The sequence below is a fragment of the Exiguobacterium sp. SH0S1 genome, assembly GCF_004337165.1.
GTDB classification, from domain to species: domain Bacteria; phylum Bacillota; class Bacilli; order Exiguobacteriales; family Exiguobacteriaceae; genus Exiguobacterium; species Exiguobacterium aurantiacum_A.
This window is the reverse complement of the sequence record NZ_SJVC01000003.1, coordinates 1-17,385: the sequence shown is the minus strand read 5'-3', so window position 1 is coordinate 17,385 and position 17,385 is coordinate 1. Positions and strand designations below refer to the sequence as shown.

Sequence of the window (17,385 nt, the reverse complement as noted above, 5' to 3'; positions counted from 1 at the left end):
TCACTCCACCGTTGCGTATTGTCCCTGCTCGATATAGACAAGAAGAATCGATACGTCGGCCGGGTTCACCCCAGAAATACGTGACGCTTGTCCAATCGAGAGCGGACGAACTTGTTTCAATTTTTGTTGCGCTTCCGTCGCAAGACCACTGATCGCGTCATAGTCGAGCTTCTCAGGGATGCGCTTCTCTTCCATACGACGCATTTTTTCGACTTGCTCGAGCTGTTTCAAGATGTAGCCTTCATATTTCACTTGAATCTCGACTTGTTCAGCTACTTCGAACGGCACTTCGACCGGAGCCGGTGCAAACCGCGTCAGCGTCGCGTACGTCACTTCGGGCCGCTTCAACAAGATGTTGGCATGTGCTGCTTCTTTGAGCGGGTTCGCCCCGACTTCTTCCAAAATCGCATTCACTTCAGCAGACGGTTTGATCACGAGCGACTGGAGCCGCTTCACTTCCGCAGCGATGGCTGTACGTTTGTCTTCAAGATGTGCATGGCGCTCAGCCGACAACAAACCGACTTCGTGTCCGATGTCGCTGAGGCGAAGATCGGCGTTATCGTGGCGAAGGAGCAAGCGATATTCGGCACGTGACGTCAGCAGACGGTACGGCTCGTTCGTCCCTTTCGTCACGAGGTCGTCGATCAAGACACCGATATACGCTTGCGACCGGTCCAAGATGACCGGGTCTTTCCCGAGCACTTTGCAGGCGGCGTTCATACCGGCCATGATACCTTGCCCGGCTGCCTCCTCGTATCCGCTCGTCCCGTTGATCTGCCCAGCCGTGAACAGACCGCTGACCGTCTTCGTCTCGAGTGTCGGCCAAAGTTGCGTCGGTACGACCGCGTCGTATTCGATCGCGTAACCGGGGCGCATCATCTCTGAGTTCTCAAGACCCGGGATTGTCCGGAGCATCTGGTGCTGAACGTCTTCCGGCATGCTCGTCGAGAAGCCTTGGACGTAGATTTCTTCCGTGTCGCGGCCTTCTGGCTCGAGGAAGATTTGATGACGCGGCTTGTCGTTGAAACGAACGACTTTATCTTCAATCGACGGACAGTAGCGTGGCCCTGTCCCTTTGATCGCGCCCGAATACATCGGCGAACGATGCAAGTTCTCGTCGATCAACTGGTGCGTCCGCTCGCTCGTATACGTGAGCCAGCATGGGATCTGTTCGATCGGATTGAGATCGGTCGACGTGTAAGAGAAGAGCGACGGGTTCTCGTCCCCCGGCTGAATCTCCGTTTTTGAATAATCGATCGTCTTCCCGTCGATTCGCGGCGGCGTACCCGTCTTGAAACGAACAAGTTCAAGCCCGAGTTCTTCGAGATGCTTCGACAACTCGACAGAAGGCATTTGGTTGTTCGGACCGCTCTCATAAGACAGTTCTCCGATGATGATCTGTCCGCGCATGAACGTACCGGTCGTGACGATGACCGCGTTCGCCCGATACTCCGAGCCTGTGTTCGTGATGACGCCGCGCACTTGCCCGTCTTCGACGATGAGTCGCTCGACGAGTGCTTGACGAAGCAACAGGTTCGGCTCGTCTTCAAGTACTTTCTTCATGTGATTTTGATATTGGAATTTGTCCGCTTGCGCCCGTAACGCACGCACCGCTGGACCTTTTGATGTGTTGAGCATTTTCATTTGAATATATGTCGCGTCAATCGCTTTCGCCATCTCGCCTCCGAGGGCATCGATTTCACGAACGACGATCCCTTTAGCGGGACCTCCGATCGACGGATTGCAATACATAAACCCGACCATGTCCGGGTTCATCGTGAGCATCGCTGTCTTCGCGCCCATGCGCGCCGACGCAAGTGCCGCTTCGATCCCCGCGTGACCGGCTCCGATGACGATGACGTCAAACTCGCCTGCCGTGTAAGCCATAGTGTTTCCTCCTTCTTATTTCCCAAGACAAAACTGTGAAAACAGTTGATCGATCAAACTTTCCTGGACCGTGTCCCCATTGATTTCCCCGAGCGTATCCCACGCCCGACGTAAATCAATTTGGACCATGTCAATCGGCATGTTCATGCCGGCGCTACCGAGCGCCTCATCGATTTGCTCGATCGTCCGTTTAATGAGTTGAATGTGTCGTGCGTTCGAGATATATGTCATATCTTGCGACTCGACGCCTTTGGCGAAGAACAAGTTCGAAATCGCCTTTTCAAGCGCATCGATCCCTTCTTCCAATAATAGCGATGTAGCCACAATCGGGCGCCCTGCCGCTAATTTCTCTAGCTTAGAAGAATCCATGTTTTGTGGCAAGTCCGTCTTGTTGATGATGATGATTGCGTTCATGCCGGCAATCGCCTCGAATAGCGCCTCATCTTCGACCGTCAAGCCCTCATGACCGTTCAAGACGAGCAAGATGAGATCGGCGCCCGCAAGCGCCTTCCGCGATTTTTCAACACCGATCCGTTCGACGATGTCTTCCGTCTCGCGAATCCCGGCCGTATCGATCAGCTTGAGCGGAACGCCTTTGACGTTCACGTACTCTTCGATCGTGTCGCGCGTCGTTCCCGCGATTTCCGTGACGATCGCCTTCGTTTCCTGGACGAGCGTGTTCAACAGCGAGGACTTGCCGACGTTCGGCCGTCCGATGATCGCTGTCGCGAGACCTTCGCGCAAAATCTTTCCTTGGCGAGCCGTTTCGAGCAGTTGTTCGAGCACACGTTTCACTTCGCCCGCCTTCTCTTCAACGATCGCTTGCGTCATCTCTTCAGCATCGTACTCTGGGTAATCGATATTGACCTCGACGGCTGCGATCGTTTCAAGCAACAGTTGACGCAAATCGCGGACGAGCCGCGACAAACGACCTTCCATCTGTGACATCGCCACGGTCATGGCGCGGTCGGTCTTCGCCCGAATCAAATCCATGACCGCTTCCGCTTGTGACAAGTCGATGCGGCCATTCAAAAAGGCGCGCTTCGTGAACTCGCCTGGTTCTGCCAATCGAATGTTCGGTTGTTCGAGGATCAGCTCGAGGACACGATTGACCGCGACGATTCCTCCGTGACAGTTGATTTCGACGACGTCTTCTCGCGTGAACGTCTTCGGCGCTCGCATGACGCTGACCATCACTTCATCGATGACCTCGTCTGTGCCAGGCCGTTTCAGTTTTCCGTAATGAATCGTGTGCGAGTCCACTTCCGTCAAGTCTTTGCCCGCGAACACGTTCGCCGTCGTCTCGACAGCCTTGTCACCGGACAAACGGACGATCCCGATTGCCCCTTCACCCATCGGCGTCGAAATGGCTGTAATCGTGTCAAACTCTAGCATAATCTTCCCCTCCCATACTTCAAACATCTTTATCTATCATATGCATAACGCACCTACTATACACGATATTTAGCTCGAACGAAAGGGTCCGACCTTTCCATCACGAGTTGCTTTTTCAGCTTTTACTTTTGTACAATAGCGGAATATATTTCCAAAGGAGGCACGACGGAATGAGACAACGTGAGGCCATTTCTAAACTGACGGACGTGTTACAGCAAGACGAAGCCGTTCAAGCGATTTTTCTTAAAGGATCGTTTGGACGCGGGGAAGGCGATGAACATTCGGACGTCGACCTTTATGTCATGGTCGCCCCGGAGAAGGTCGCTGACTTTTTAAGCCGACGGCGCCAGCACTTGTCGGCGTACCGTCCAATCTTGCTCGAAGACGATATCTTCATCGTCGCCCCGCAACTGATTGTCGTCTACGATGACTTCTTACACGTCGACTTGTTCACCGTCACGTCGGAGACGTTGAACGGACACGACGAAATTATGGTGCTGTTCGACCCCGGCAACCGGCTTGAACATCATCCCCGTTCGCTCACCTTGGCTACAGATGACTTATACGGGCACGCCTTCGATACGATTTGGTTTTTCTTTCAATATACGAAAGCACGCGACCGCGGAAACGACATTTGGGCCGTCGAGATGTTGCGCCAAGGGATGAACCATTTCGCCTACGTCCTTGCAGCCCATTACGAGCCGCATCGTAGCGTCCTCGGGTTGAAAGACGTGGCTGCACGTGCCCACATTGATTTGCGTTCGTGGTATGAGACGATGACCCCGACAAAACATGCCACGGCAGCGCGACTGTATGTCGCTCGCCTAGAGGAGGAGCGTCGATTTTTGGAGACGATCGAAGGGTTCGCAACAATCCGACCGTTTCTCATAAATTTGCTGCAACGCGAAAAGAGCCGCCTGTGAAATCAGGCGGCTCTTCGTTCATCCATGCTGGCGTCTTGCAGACCGAAGCGTGAAATAGAGTACTAATTCGATGAGACCGACGGCAATTAAAAAGCCACCGAACAATTGAAACAAGACGAGTAAGCTGTCGAACGGGTTCGCCAGCATGAGTAGCCCGATCCCGATCCACAACAAGCTGCTCAATAGAAAGAACATCCACCGACTCGCAATCGTCTTGCGAAAACCAACGGCTTGAATGAGCCGGATGAGTCCGCCAAACAAGAACAAGAAACCGATGAAGAGCGGCAAGAGGCTGGCTAACGTTTCAGCGAAGAAAAAGACGATCAAGGCAATCAAGATATAGACGATCCCCATAAAGAAGGATGGCGGCAACCCATCTTTTCGTTGGCGAAGACCTTGGAACAACACCCAAAGACCGAGTACAGCAAAATAACCGGCGACGAGATAAACGATGACGTCAAAGAAAAAGCGCGGATTGAATAAAATCAGTAACCCGATCACCAAATAAATACCGGCTTGGACTAATGTCGAACGTTCAAGCCGTTTGATCAGCGTCTCCATACGGAAAGCTCCCTTCTTGATTCAGATGATTGGTCCTTAATCCTATTCCCGCATTTTATCCACAATACTTCTCTTGTCATAAAAAAAGACTGTGGATTATTTATCCACAGCCTCAACGTTTATTTACGTTTTTTCTTTTTGTTCTGTTTTTCTTCTTCTGCGAGTACCGCGCGCTCTGCTTCTTTCGCAGCGATTTTCGCTTCAGCTTGAACTTTCATCTTCTCACGCATCGGCAACATGATCGCCATCGTCACGATGATTGAGATGATGTAACCGACGACCCAGTACATCGAGAGGGCTGCCGGGAGGGTGATCGACATGACGAAGATCATGACCGGGAAGATATAAAGCATCATCTTCAACTGCGGGTTTTGTTCTTGCCCCGCCATTGAGATTTTTTGTTGGGCGTACGTCAAGATCGCAGCAAGGATCGGCAAGATGAACGTCGGATCCGGCGCACCAAGGTCGAACCAAAGGAAACTTGCTTCAAAGATTTCAGGTGTCCGACGAATCGCATCATAGAATGCGAATAAGATCGGCATTTGAATCAAGATTGGCAAACACCCTGCGAGCGGGTTGATTTGGTAGTCTTGATACATCTTCATCATTTCTTCTTGCAGTTTACGCTGTGTCTCTTGGTCTTTCGAGCTATACTTCTCACGAAGCTTGAGCATTTCCGGTTGCAACACTTGCATCGCACCCATACTCTTCGTCTGCTTGATCATGAGCGGTAAGATCAAGAGTCGGACGATGATCGTCGCAACGATGATCGAATACCCGTACTGCCAAGTGCCGCCGATTAAATAAGCCGCTTCTTTTAACAACCATGCTAGTGGCCATACAAAGTATTGAGACCAGAAGCCTTCCGTTTCAGCCGTGATCGGCTCTCCTTGGATTGTCGATGGATCGACACATCCGGCCATCAACAAGATGACACCAGTCATGACGGCCAATAATCCTAATTTCAGGTTTTTGCTCATAATTCCTCCTACGCTTTCTGTATCGATTCTTTTAGTTGCGTCACACGTCTATCGGTCAATCCTAATTAGTTCGCGTTATATATGAAAGAACGAGCTCGGATTATTATGATCGATCGACTTGTCTCTGTTGCCAAACTTTAGCTCGTTTGAACACATGTTTCAAACTCTCCGTCACTTCATCTTGCGAGAGCGACGTCGCTGGTTTACGAGCGATGATGACATAATTATGCGGAGCCACGTTCGGTTCGAGCAAGCGGAGCGATTCACGCATCAATCGTTTCATTCGGTTTCGTTCCACTGCGTTCCCTAACTTTTTGCTGACAGAAAGTCCAACCCGGAAATGCGCTTGATCCGCCTTCTGCGTGTAGACGACAAACTGACGATTAGCCACGGAGCGTCCTTCGCGAAACACCGCTTGGAACTCTTCATTCTTTTGGAGGCGGTATTCTTTTTTCAAAATTCTCACTCCATCCTTCGCTTCAAAAATCGTCACCTAACATCATATCATATCCCATTCATTTCAACGAGTGAGAATCGATTTTTTCCGTTCGATTCTGTGACGATAAAAAAAGATTGCCCGAGGATCAGTTCCCCGGGCAATCTTTTGATCTTTATTAGACAGTCAAGGCTTTGCGGCCTTTACGACGACGAGCTGCAAGAATGTTGCGGCCGTTTTTAGTCGCCATACGCGAACGGAATCCGTGAACTTTTTTACGCTTACGGTTGTTAGGATTAAAAGTTGGTTTCATGGTTAAAGCACCTCCTCAAGGTTAACGCTCTATTAGCAAGTTATAGTTTCATTTAAGGCAGTCTTTAAGATTATATAAACTGTTCTACCGATTGTCAATGGCATTTCAAGAGGTTTTCGAATCGGGCACGAATAGTTGGCAGCGATGGACTTGATCTTCCCAGCTAGACGGATCAGGCTAGACATCGATAAAATAGGGGACTAAACGAGACGCAACCTTTACATTTGAGCCGTCATTCTTTTACAAATAGCTTAATAAAGCCGTTTTATCCACATATCCACCTAGTTATCCACACTTATATGTGTATAACTCCATCTTTTTCAACAATTGTAACGTGCGGTTTCTTAAAATTCCACTTTCTTCTCTTACAAAAACAATACGATATTTTCCTTCTCCCTCTTTTGTGCATAACTTTTTCATGACGGCTCGTTCACTTTAAGTTTATCCACAACATATCCACAGCTTATCCACACTGTCCACAGCATGTGGATAAGTGCCTGTGGATTGTTTTTTAAATCTGTGGATAAATGTCAAAAACCGTTGCCACGTCTATTTTATTTTGCTAAACTAAATGTGCACAACTCGTGGATGATATTTCATCAATTCCGAGATATACACAGCCTGTGGATAACTGTTATCCCCATAGTTAACACCTTGTGGATAACGTTATCCACAGTTTTTGTTTCCTGGGGATAAGCCTAGTTTCTACTATAAGAATAGTGAATGTGTATATCATGTGAATAAGTTTCGCCAATATGTGAGTAAAGGAGGTCTTTCATTGAAAAATGCTCGCGAGATTTGGAGAAATGTTTTATCTCTAATCGACGAAGAAGAACGAACACCAAAAGCTAGCTTTGACATGTGGTTGAAGTCAACGGAAGGAATTTCATTGATGGGAACGACACTCGTCGTATCCGCCCCCGCTAGTTTCATTGTCACTTGGCTCGAACGTCAGTACTTGTCATTACTGCAAGATACGGTTGAGGAAGTGACGAACAATCGACTTGAGATTCATTTTATCGAGGAGTCGCAAGCGCACAAGTATGCTCCTGCAGAGGGATCAAAAGAAGCGATTGCCGCTACAGAAACGAGAGAGCAGCCGGTTCCAGTACGATCAAAAGAGGAAGGGAACCTCGGTCAATTAAACGATAAGTATATCTTTGAAACGTTCGTCATCGGTTCGGGCAACCGGTTTGCCCACGCTGCCTCACTGGCTGTGGCCGAAGCGCCTGCGAGAGCTTACAACCCGCTCTTCATCTATGGGGGAGTCGGACTTGGAAAGACACACTTGATGCATGCGATCGGTCATTACGTGAAAGGGCAGAAGCCAGGCGCACGAATCGCCTACGTTTCGTCGGAAAAGTTTACAAACGAGTTCATTAACTCAATCCGCGACAATAAGACAGAGGAGTTCCGTAACCGTTACCGGAACATCGATGTTCTATTAATAGATGACATTCAGTTCTTGGCCGGGAAAGAACAGACGCAAGAAGAGTTCTTTCACACGTTCAATGCGCTCCATAACGATCAAAAACAAATCGTCATCTCGAGCGATCGGCCGCCTAAAGAGATTCCGACGTTAGAAGATCGTCTCCGGTCTCGGTTCGAATGGGGACTGATCACGGATATCACGCCGCCTGACCTCGAGACGCGGATCGCGATTTTACGGAAGAAAGCGACAGCTGAAGGGCTTGATATCGCCAATGATGTCATGCTCTACATCGCGAATCAAATCGACACGAACATTCGTGAGCTTGAAGGCGCACTTACCCGCGTCGTCGCCTATGCGAAGCTCGTCGCCCGGCCGATTGACCCTGATGTCGCTGCCGAAGCGCTCCACAACATCATGCCGGTGCAAGAGGCGAAGAAGATTGTCATCCGTGACATCCAAGAGATCGTCGGTCATCACTTTAATATCGAGGTCGATGAGCTCAAAGCGAAAAAACGGACGAAGACGCTCGCTTTCCCGAGACAGATCGCGATGTATTTATCACGCGAGATGACCGAGAGCTCACTCCCTAAAATCGGAGAAGAGTTCGGTGGGCGGGATCACACGACAGTTATCCACGCGCATGAGAAGATTAGCACGTTACTCAAGCATGATCCGGAGATGCAAGAGACGATTAAAACATTGAAGAAGGCGTTGTCGTAACCGTCTCATTCCTCCTGTGGATATCCTGTGGATAAACAAGCCGAGTTATCCACATGTTATTCACAGGCAGATTGGCTCAACACCAGTTGTTCAAGTGAGTTATCCCCACTATCCACAGCCCTTATTACTATTATGACTTAAATAATACTATTATTATTAAACTATATGACTCATTTCACTTAGGAGGAATTATCCACATGCACTTAACGATTCAGCGCGATGTATTCATGCAAGCCGTACAAGATGTATCAAAAGCTGTTGCTTCTAGAACGACGATCCCAATTTTGACAGGATTAAAACTTGAAGCCCATGCAGATGGATTGACGCTCACAGGAAGTGATACGGAAATTTCGATCGAACGATTGATCCCGGTCGAAGAGGGTGGAATCGAACTCATCCAAATCCAACGTGCCGGTAGCGTCGTCTTGAACGCCCGTTTCCTTGGTGAAATCGTCAAGAAGCTCCCGACGAACGAAGTCACACTAGAAGTCTCACCAAACTTCATGACGCGTATCGAATCAGGTCAAGCGGAGTTCCATCTGAACGGACTCGACCCAGACGAGTATCCACGTCTCCCTGAACTAGCGAGCGACCGCCGATTCTATCTTCCGGCCGATTTGTTGAAGACGATCATTCGCCAAACAAGCTTTGCCGTCTCGTCGCAAGAGACACGTCCAGTCCTGACAGGTGTGAATTTCTCAGCTGAAAAAGGATTTTTGACATGCGTCGCGACGGATAGCCATCGGTTGGCACTGCGCCGGGCCCGTTTTGAAACAGATGACGATTTGACGTTCCAAAACGTCGTCGTGCCGGGTCGTTCGCTCAATGAGCTCGCAAAATTACTTGACCGTGAAGAGTTGCCGATTGAAATCGTCTTGACGGACCAACAGATTCTATTCCGTCTGAAAAACATTTCGTTCTTTTCACGTCTTCTTGATGGAGCGTACCCAGATACGTCTCGCTTGATCCCAGAAGAATATCGGACTGCAGTTCGTTTGAATGCGAAAGATTTCTTACAGGCGATTGATCGTGCATCGCTGTTGGCACGTTCGGATCGCAACAATGTCATCAAGTTCGTGGCTGAAGAAGCGAACACGGTCGAAGTCTCTTCACACTCGCCTGAAGTCGGGAAAGTGTCCGAGCGGGTCAGCATCTTATCGCTCGAAGGTGAAGAACTCAAAATTTCGTTCAACTCGAAATTTGTCATGGATGCGCTTCGTGCGCTCGATGCGACGGAAATCGAGGTTCAATTCACAGGTTCGATGCGCCCGTTCATTTTGCGTCCGGTCGAACAAGATAGTGTCCTTCAGTTGATTTTGCCAGTCCGCACATCGTAATCAAGATGGAGCGAATCGGGGATGATGAGGTGTTTCACCTTATCATCCCTATTTTTGCCTTATTCGACGTTTTTCGATAAACTAATATGTATGGCGATTTTTTGTGAAAAGTATGAAGGAAAGGAAGTGACGACATGGAAAAAGTGTCGATTACGACCGAGTATGTAACACTCGGACAATTTTTAAAATTAGCTGATATTATTTCAAGCGGAGGCCAAGCGAAATTCTTTTTGGAAGACGTTGAGATCAAAGTGAACGGCGAGGTCGATCAACGCCGCGGCCGTAAACTCCGCGACGGAGACAAGATTGAAGTCGAGGGCTACGGGGACTTCCAAATCGAGGGGAACTAACGTGCACTTATTGTCGATTCGACTGCAAAACTACCGCAACTACGAAGCCCTTGAGCTAAATTTTTCAGAACAGACGAATGTTCTCATCGGTGAGAACGCCCAAGGCAAAACGAATCTGCTCGAATCGATTTACGTACTTGCGCTCGCAAAGTCGCATCGGACGACGCAAGACCGTGAACTGATCGGATGGGAAGCGGAAACGGCCATCGTCGAGGGTCGGATCCATAAACGTACCGGTGAAACGGTACAGTCGCTGAGCTTTTCTCCGAAAGGGAAAAAAGCGAAACTGAACCACCTCGAGCAACGACGGCTCAGTGACTACGTCGGAGCGTTCAACGTCGTCTTGTTCGCGCCAGAAGATCTTGCGATCGTCAAAGGCAGCCCTCAAGGACGAAGACGTTTTTTAGATATGGAAATCGGACAAGTCAGTCCGATTTACTTACATGACTTGAATCAGTATTTGAAAACACTGAAGCAACGGAATGCATTTTTAAAACAACTGTCGATCAAAGGTGGGGACGAGACATTGCTCGAAGTGCTCACCGACCAACTGATTGAGCTTGCCGTCAAAATCGTTTCCAGGCGCCACCATTTTATCGATCAACTCGAGAAATGGGCCGGACCGATCCATGCAGGAATCACTCGGAACTTAGAAACGTTGACGATTCAATACGTCTCGGACACGTTTCAAAAAGAACGTCACACGAAAGAACAGATGTTTGAAACGTATCGGCAAAAGTTTGATAAAATAAGAGAGAACGAACGAAGAAGAGGTGTGACCTTGTTCGGTCCCCATCGCGACGACTTCGAATTGTACGTTAATGATCGGAACGTCCAAACGTTCGGTTCACAGGGCCAGCAACGCACGGCGGCCTTGTCGTTAAAACTAGCGGAGATTGAACTGATCCACGAAGAGGTCGGGGAGTATCCGCTGCTGTTGTTAGACGACGTCTTATCTGAATTAGATGATCATCGCCAAACCCATCTGCTTGATACGATGGGGCAGAAAGTCCAAACGATTATTACGACGACCAATATCGATGGAATTGCTCACGAAACGATTCAACAAGCCAAGTTGTTTCACGTGAAACAAGGTAAAGTTGAGACGGAATCTGTCTAACGTACGACCAATCCTTATGAACACCAATTCATGTATAGTAGGTGAATGAAACCGATGAGTAACGAAAACGAAAAACAAATGCAAGATTACGGTGCCGATCAGATTCAAGTGCTTGAAGGGTTAGAAGCCGTTCGTAAACGCCCAGGGATGTATATCGGTTCGACGAGTTCACGCGGGCTCCACCACTTAGTGTGGGAAGTCGTCGACAACTCGATTGATGAAGCGCTAGCCGGTCATTGTGAAACGATTACCGTGACGGTCGAACCAGGCAACTCTGTCGTTGTCGAAGATGATGGCCGGGGGATTCCGGTCGACATTCAGAAAAAGACAGGACGTCCTGCCGTCGAAGTCATCTTCACCGTTCTCCACGCCGGAGGTAAATTTGGCGGCGGTGGATATAAAGTGTCGGGTGGTTTGCACGGAGTCGGGGCGTCCGTCGTTAACGCCTTGTCGAAGAAACTCGAAGTGTTCGTACGCCGAAACGGTAACGTTTACTATCAATCGTTCAAACGCGGCGCACCTCAAGGTGAGCTCGAGATTGTCGGCACGACAGACACGACCGGTACGACGGTTCGTTTCTTCCCAGATGGAGACATCTTCGACGAAACACTCGAATACGATTTTGATCTTCTCGCAACGCGCTTGCGTGAACTTGCTTTCTTGAACAAAGGACTCCGTATCATCGCAAAAGACGAGCGGGGCGACGAAACGATTGAGCGAAACTATTATTACGAAGGCGGGATCAAGTCTTACGTCGAGCATTTGAACCGTTCGAAGTCTTCGATCCACGAGGAACCGGTTTATGTACACGGCACGAAAGACGGGATCGAAGTAGAGATCGCGCTGCAGTACAACGAAGGGTTCTCTAGCAATATTTACTCGTTCACAAACAACATTCCGACACACGAAGGCGGAACGCACGAGACCGGGTTCAAAACGGCACTGACACGGGCGATCAACGATTACGCCAAACGCTTTGGATTGATGAAAGAGGCTGATGGTAGTCTTTCTGGCGACGACGTGCGTGAAGGGATGACCGCGATCGTCTCGGTCAAACACCCGTCACCGCAGTTCGAGGGACAGACGAAGACGAAGCTCGGTAACGCTGACGCCCGTACGGTGACAGATTCACTCTTTAGCGAGACGTTCGAACAGTTCTTGCTTGAGAACCCGTCGGTTGGCCGACTCATCGTTGATAAAGGGCTCATGGCAGCCCGTGCCCGCCTCGCGGCCAAACGCGCCCGTGAAATGACACGCCGTAAAGGCATCCTTGAAGTCAGCTCGTTGCCAGGTAAGCTGGCCGACTGTTCATCGAAGGACGCATCGAAATCTGAACTGTACATCGTCGAGGGTGACTCGGCCGGTGGATCAGCCAAGTCAGGACGCGACCGTCATTTCCAAGCGATTTTGCCAATCCGAGGTAAGATCATCAACGTCGAGAAAGCAAGACTCGATAAAATCTTAGCCAACCAAGAAGTCCGGACAATCATCACGGCACTTGGGACCGGGATCGCCGACGAATTCGATCTCGGCAAGGCGCGTTACCATAAGTTGATCATCATGACCGATGCCGACGTCGATGGTGCCCACATCCGGACACTGTTGCTGACGTTCTTCTATCGTTACATGCGGCCACTTATTGAGAGCGGCTATGTCTACATCGCCCAGCCGCCACTCTACGGTGTAAAACATGGTAAAGAGATTGTTTACGTCCAAAACGACCGCGAACTCCAAGAAGCAATCAAACGACTTCCTGAGAACGCGCGCTATAGTGTACAGCGCTACAAGGGTCTCGGTGAGATGGACCCGGAACAACTCTGGAGCACGACGATGAATCCAGAGTCTCGCTCGATGCTTCGTGTCGACCTTCAAGACGCCATCGAGGCAGATGAGGTCTTTGAGACGCTCATGGGCGACAATGTCGAGCCGCGCCGTGACTTTATCCAGTCACACGCACACTACGTGAAAAACCTCGATATTTAAAAAGAAGGGTAGGCAATAACGAATGGCAGAACAAGAAAATATCAAGGATATAAATATTAGCCAAGAGATGCGGACGTCGTTCATGGACTATGCGATGAGCGTCATCGTGTCGCGTGCCCTCCCGGACGTGCGAGACGGTCTCAAGCCGGTTCACCGCCGTATCCTTTATGCGATGAACGAGCTCGGGATTCGTGCCGACAAGCCCCATAAGAAGTCTGCCCGTGTCGTCGGGGACGTCATCGGTAAATATCACCCACACGGTGATTCAGCCGTTTACGAGACGATGGTCCGGATGGCCCAAGATTTTAGTTATCGCTACGAACTCGTCGATGGCCACGGAAACTTCGGGTCCGTCGATGGAGACTCGGCAGCGGCAATGCGTTACACGGAAGCCCGGATGTCGAAAATCGCGATGGAACTCGTGCGCGATATCGGTAAAAACACGATTGACTATCAAGCAAACTTTGATGGTGAAGAGAAAGAACCAGTCGTTATGCCGGCCCGTTTCCCGAACTTCCTCGTCAATGGTACGAGCGGGATCGCGGTCGGGATGGCGACGAACGTACCACCACATAACTTGAACGAAGTAATCGATGGCGTACTTGCGCTCACGCACAATCCGGACATCACGATTTCAGAGCTCATGCAGTACATTCCGGGTCCGGACTTTCCGACGTCTGGTGAGATTTTAGGACGCAGCGGTATTCGCCGGGCATACGAGACCGGTCGTGGATCGATCACGATGCGCGCGAAAGCCGAGATCCAAGTGTTGAAGAACGGCCGTGAACGCATCCTCATCCATGAAATTCCGTATCAAGTGAACAAGGCACGTCTCGTTGAAAAGATTGCTGACCTAGTTCGCGATAAGAAAATCGAGGGCATCACAGACCTTCGCGACGAGTCGGACCGAAACGGAATGCGCGTCGTCATCGAGGTACGCCGCGATGCGAACGCAAGCGTCATTTTGAACAACTTGTATAAACAGACGCCGATGCAAACGACGTTCGGGGTGAACATGCTCGCGCTCGTCGGAGGACGTCCGAAAACGCTCAACTTGAAACAAGCGATCTATTATTACATCGAGCACCAAAAAGAAGTCGTTCGTCGTCGGACGCAGTTCGACCTCGATAAGGCAGAAGCGCGTGCGCATATTCTCGAAGGTCTCCGTGTCGCACTCGACCACCTCGATGAAGTCATCGCCATCATCCGCAGCACGCGGACCGGTGACGAGGCCCGTGAAAAGTTGATTACCCGCTTCGGGCTATCAACAGAGCAGACACAAGCCATTCTCGATATGCGTCTCCAACGGTTGACCGGTCTTGAACGCGAGAAAATCGAAGGCGAGTATCGCGAGATCCGTACGTTGATCGAAGAATTGCGTGCGATTTTGGGGGACGAGGAACTCCTTCTCGAAATCATTCGCAATGAGTTGACTGAAATCAAAGAGCGTTACGGCGATGCACGTCGTACCGTGATTCGTACCGACATCATCGAGCTTGAGGATGAGGATTTGATCCCAGTTCGGGACATGATGATCGCACTGACGAGCGAAGGCTACATCAAATCGATTCCGAGTGACTCGTATCGCACACAACGTCGCGGCGGTCGAGGGAAACAAGGAATGGGTACGAATGACGAAGACTTCGTATTGCGCCTCTTATCTGCTTCAACGCACGATACGATCTTGTTCTTCACGAACTTCGGTCGCGTGTTCCGCTTGAAAGGATATGAGATTCCTGAGATGAGCCGAACCGCGAAAGGGATGCCGATTATCAACTTGCTCCAAGTCGATAAGGGTGAGAAGGTCGAAACGATGATCCCGGTCGACTTTAATAGCTATTTGGCGGACAAAGCCATCGTTGAGGACGTTGGTGAAGGTTCAGAAGAAGAAGAAGTGGCTGATGAGCAATTGTCACTCGTGTTTATCACGAAGCACGGACTTGTCAAACGGTCACCGCTTTCTGCCTATGCTCGCATCAACAAAAACGGGTTGCGTGCCATCAGCTTAAATGATAGCGATGAGCTCGTTACCGTACGTCTCGCGAAGAGCGATGACGAGATGTTGATCGTGACACACGCAGGGATGTCGATTCGCTTCCCGCTCGAAGGTGAGGTCCGTTCGATGGGCCGTACCGCTCGCGGTGTACGTGCGATTCGACTGAAGAAAGATGATGATCGAGTCGTTTCGATGGAAATCGTACGCCCGACGCAAGACGTGCTCATCATCACGGAAAAAGGATATGGCAAACGCACGGCGATGGAACAATTCCGTACGCAAGGTCGAGGCGGTTCTGGAATTATCGGAATCAAGACAGACCGCGGAACTGTCGTCGGGATGCGCGTAGTCGATGAAGATGATGACATCATGCTCATGACCGAGCTCGGTGTCGCGATTCGAATCGATGCCCAAACAATTTCGCAAATGGGTCGTAGCACGCGCGGTGTCAAAGTCATGAATATCGAAGATGGCGACCGCTTGGCGACAATTGCTAAACTGAAAAAAGATGAATTAGAAGATGAATTAGAAGAGGAATCGACAGTTGATGTGGAGAATGGGTTTGTTGATGAAGCACCCGAAGTTGGCCCATCGTCTGAAGAGACTGAGTAAGGCGAAAAGGTTGAACGGTGCTTCCGTTCGACCTTTTTTCATACAATCAGGAGGGATGAGCATGCGACTTGCCATTTCAAACGTTCACGTTGGGATGACGCTTTTGACGTCAGTTTCTTCGTTAGAGGCAGGAACGAAACTGACAAACGAACATTTACGCTTGCTCCGTTTTTTAAAGGTGGGAGCGATTGATGTCGCTCCGGTCGAATGTCGCCATCTTACCCGCGACGAGGAAATCGAACTATGTGCAAAAGTGCTCCAATATGAACGGCATTACAATCAATGGGAAGAACGGATTGCCCCCAACCCTTACGAAGCGCTTGAATTCGTCCATCAACTGTTTAAACGTGAATATCCGCTATCGGCCATCGTCACGTTCTTTACGAATCAACCACTTCGAAAAAATCATGTGATTCATCATGCGATTTATCGAGCCTTAGTAGCCAAGACGCTATCGAAATACCGAGGAGATGAACACCGCATTCAATTCGATTATGGCGTGGCTTCTTATTTCGCAGATGCGAGCTACGCTAAAATACGAAAATGGTCCCACATGCGCTATTTCACAAAAATGGAACGAGAGCTGTTGTATCAGCACCCGGTCGTCTCGTTTGCGATGTTACCGCAAGATCAGACACTTAGAGCCAGGGTCGGTAAATTGATTGCCGAACATCATGAACGCTTAGACGGGTCAGGTTTTCCGAATCGGCTAGAAGAACGAGCCCTCCATCCTGCATCACCGTTGTTTATCGTCGCTGATCGGTTCTGCCAATTGACAGCCCCACGTACGTTCAGGTCAGCGTTGACAGCAGAAGAGGCTTATTTTTATATGTGGCAAAATGAGGCATACGATGGGGAAGCGTTGACGCTTTTAGCTACACTGCTCGGTTTTTACGATGTAGGACGGACTGTCTTACTGAGCAGCGGTGTGCGAGGAACGATTCAAGGTTACACGCCGAGCGTGGAACAACCGGTCGTGATCGCTGAACCAACGCAAGAAACGTACGATTTGTCTCAACTTGATGAGGTTCGAATCGTCGCTTTTCAATGACCGTCTAGCGTGTTCCTTCTATATAGTGCCGTTGAAAGAATACGCTAGATATTATTCTTTTAAAATATTTTATTTTTATAGTTGACGAATATAATTACAGATGATATTATTAATGAGTCGTTAAGAGCGACAGACGAACTTTGAAAACTGAACGATGAGGCAAAAAAAGTTTTACAAGTTTTGATTGAAGCGCAAGCTTCGTCATTTTCAAGAGCTATATCAAATTCTTTGGAGAGTTTGATCCTGGCTCAGGACGAACGCTGGCGGCGTGCCTAATACATGCAAGTCG

The 17,385-nt window shown here is 49.6% G+C and carries 14 protein-coding genes and 1 rRNA gene; 9 read left to right on the top strand and 6 right to left on the bottom strand.

The genetic code is table 11. The features are described 5' to 3' along the window. Complete coding sequence (mnmG, locus tag EVJ20_RS09200; RefSeq protein WP_131508002.1) at window positions 1-1,887, bottom strand: tRNA uridine-5-carboxymethylaminomethyl(34) synthesis enzyme MnmG; 1,887 nt, start codon at window positions 1,885-1,887, stop codon at window positions 1-3. Window positions 1,888-1,902: 15 nt separating this feature from the next. Next, window positions 1,903-3,282: a tRNA uridine-5-carboxymethylaminomethyl(34) synthesis GTPase MnmE gene (gene mnmE, locus EVJ20_RS09195; RefSeq protein WP_070329335.1), complete on the bottom strand. Its 1,380-nt coding sequence runs from the start codon at window positions 3,280-3,282 to the stop codon at window positions 1,903-1,905. Between the two features lie 170 nt (window positions 3,283-3,452). On the opposite strand from mnmE, the gene EVJ20_RS09190 reads away from it, so the two are divergent. Then, on the top strand, window positions 3,453-4,205 hold the full coding sequence (locus EVJ20_RS09190; RefSeq protein WP_131508000.1) for a nucleotidyltransferase domain-containing protein: 753 nt from the start codon (window positions 3,453-3,455) through the stop codon (window positions 4,203-4,205). A gap of 18 nt (window positions 4,206-4,223) precedes the next feature. Here the strand turns inward: EVJ20_RS09190 and EVJ20_RS09185 are convergent, their stop codons facing one another. From EVJ20_RS09185 to rpmH, 4 genes are all read right to left on the bottom strand, one after another. Then, window positions 4,224-4,766 carry an HdeD family acid-resistance protein gene (locus EVJ20_RS09185; RefSeq protein ID WP_131457820.1) on the bottom strand — a complete coding sequence of 181 codons (543 nt, stop codon included), beginning with the start codon at window positions 4,764-4,766 and terminating at the stop codon, window positions 4,224-4,226. Window positions 4,767-4,885: 119 nt separating this feature from the next. Further along, window positions 4,886-5,746: a membrane protein insertase YidC gene (yidC, locus tag EVJ20_RS09180; RefSeq protein ID WP_070329332.1), complete on the bottom strand. Its 861-nt coding sequence runs from the start codon at window positions 5,744-5,746 to the stop codon at window positions 4,886-4,888. A gap of 103 nt (window positions 5,747-5,849) precedes the next feature. Beyond that, window positions 5,850-6,203, bottom strand: a complete 354-nt coding sequence (gene rnpA, locus EVJ20_RS09175) for a ribonuclease P protein component (protein ID WP_070329331.1) — start codon at window positions 6,201-6,203, stop codon at window positions 5,850-5,852. A 157-nt stretch (window positions 6,204-6,360) separates the two neighbouring features. Continuing rightward, a complete protein-coding gene (gene rpmH / locus EVJ20_RS09170) occupies window positions 6,361-6,495 on the bottom strand; it encodes a 50S ribosomal protein L34 (protein ID WP_083274156.1) in 135 nt (44 codons plus the stop codon). 778 nt (window positions 6,496-7,273) lie between these two features. On the opposite strand from rpmH, the gene dnaA reads away from it, so the two are divergent. From dnaA to EVJ20_RS09130, 8 genes are all read left to right on the top strand, one after another. After that, window positions 7,274-8,647, top strand: coding sequence for a chromosomal replication initiator protein DnaA (dnaA, locus tag EVJ20_RS09165; RefSeq protein WP_070329330.1), 1,374 nt, complete (start codon window positions 7,274-7,276; stop codon window positions 8,645-8,647). 197 nt (window positions 8,648-8,844) lie between these two features. After that, window positions 8,845-9,984 (top strand): DNA polymerase III subunit beta, encoded by a 1,140-nt coding sequence (gene dnaN / locus EVJ20_RS09160; protein WP_070329329.1) that lies wholly within the window; start codon window positions 8,845-8,847, stop codon window positions 9,982-9,984. A gap of 134 nt (window positions 9,985-10,118) precedes the next feature. Continuing rightward, window positions 10,119-10,334 carry a S4 domain-containing protein YaaA gene (gene yaaA / locus EVJ20_RS09155; RefSeq protein WP_070329328.1) on the top strand — a complete coding sequence of 72 codons (216 nt, stop codon included), beginning with the start codon at window positions 10,119-10,121 and terminating at the stop codon, window positions 10,332-10,334. Window position 10,335: 1 nt separating this feature from the next. After that, on the top strand, window positions 10,336-11,454 hold the full coding sequence (recF, locus tag EVJ20_RS09150; protein ID WP_070329327.1) for a DNA replication/repair protein RecF: 1,119 nt from the start codon (window positions 10,336-10,338) through the stop codon (window positions 11,452-11,454). Between the two features lie 54 nt (window positions 11,455-11,508). Further along, window positions 11,509-13,437 carry a DNA topoisomerase (ATP-hydrolyzing) subunit B gene (gyrB, locus tag EVJ20_RS09145; protein ID WP_071398677.1) on the top strand — a complete coding sequence of 643 codons (1,929 nt, stop codon included), beginning with the start codon at window positions 11,509-11,511 and terminating at the stop codon, window positions 13,435-13,437. A 22-nt stretch (window positions 13,438-13,459) separates the two neighbouring features. Next, window positions 13,460-16,045 (top strand): DNA gyrase subunit A, encoded by a 2,586-nt coding sequence (gyrA, locus tag EVJ20_RS09140; protein WP_131466036.1) that lies wholly within the window; start codon window positions 13,460-13,462, stop codon window positions 16,043-16,045. 61 nt (window positions 16,046-16,106) lie between these two features. After that, a complete protein-coding gene (locus tag EVJ20_RS09135; RefSeq protein WP_131466034.1) occupies window positions 16,107-17,096 on the top strand; it encodes an HD-GYP domain-containing protein in 990 nt (329 codons plus the stop codon). Between the two features lie 225 nt (window positions 17,097-17,321). Continuing rightward, a 16S ribosomal RNA gene (locus EVJ20_RS09130) occupies window positions 17,322-17,385 on the top strand; the annotation flags it as partial.

Coding starts and splice junctions, on each gene's coding strand:
- yidC (WP_070329332.1), bottom strand. CDS start 5,746: ATGAGCAAAAACCTGAAATTAGGATTATTGGCCGTCATGACTGGTGTC.
- gyrB (WP_071398677.1), top strand. CDS start 11,509: ATGAGTAACGAAAACGAAAAACAAATGCAAGATTACGGTGCCGATCAG.
- mnmG (WP_131508002.1), bottom strand. CDS start 1,887: ATGGCTTACACGGCAGGCGAGTTTGACGTCATCGTCATCGGAGCCGGT.
- gyrA (WP_131466036.1), top strand. CDS start 13,460: ATGGCAGAACAAGAAAATATCAAGGATATAAATATTAGCCAAGAGATG.
- yaaA (WP_070329328.1), top strand. CDS start 10,119: ATGGAAAAAGTGTCGATTACGACCGAGTATGTAACACTCGGACAATTT.
- dnaN (WP_070329329.1), top strand. CDS start 8,845: ATGCACTTAACGATTCAGCGCGATGTATTCATGCAAGCCGTACAAGAT.
- rpmH (WP_083274156.1), bottom strand. CDS start 6,495: ATGAAACCAACTTTTAATCCTAACAACCGTAAGCGTAAAAAAGTTCAC.
- EVJ20_RS09135 (WP_131466034.1), top strand. CDS start 16,107: ATGCGACTTGCCATTTCAAACGTTCACGTTGGGATGACGCTTTTGACG.
- EVJ20_RS09185 (WP_131457820.1), bottom strand. CDS start 4,766: ATGGAGACGCTGATCAAACGGCTTGAACGTTCGACATTAGTCCAAGCC.
- mnmE (WP_070329335.1), bottom strand. CDS start 3,282: ATGCTAGAGTTTGACACGATTACAGCCATTTCGACGCCGATGGGTGAA.
- EVJ20_RS09190 (WP_131508000.1), top strand. CDS start 3,453: ATGAGACAACGTGAGGCCATTTCTAAACTGACGGACGTGTTACAGCAA.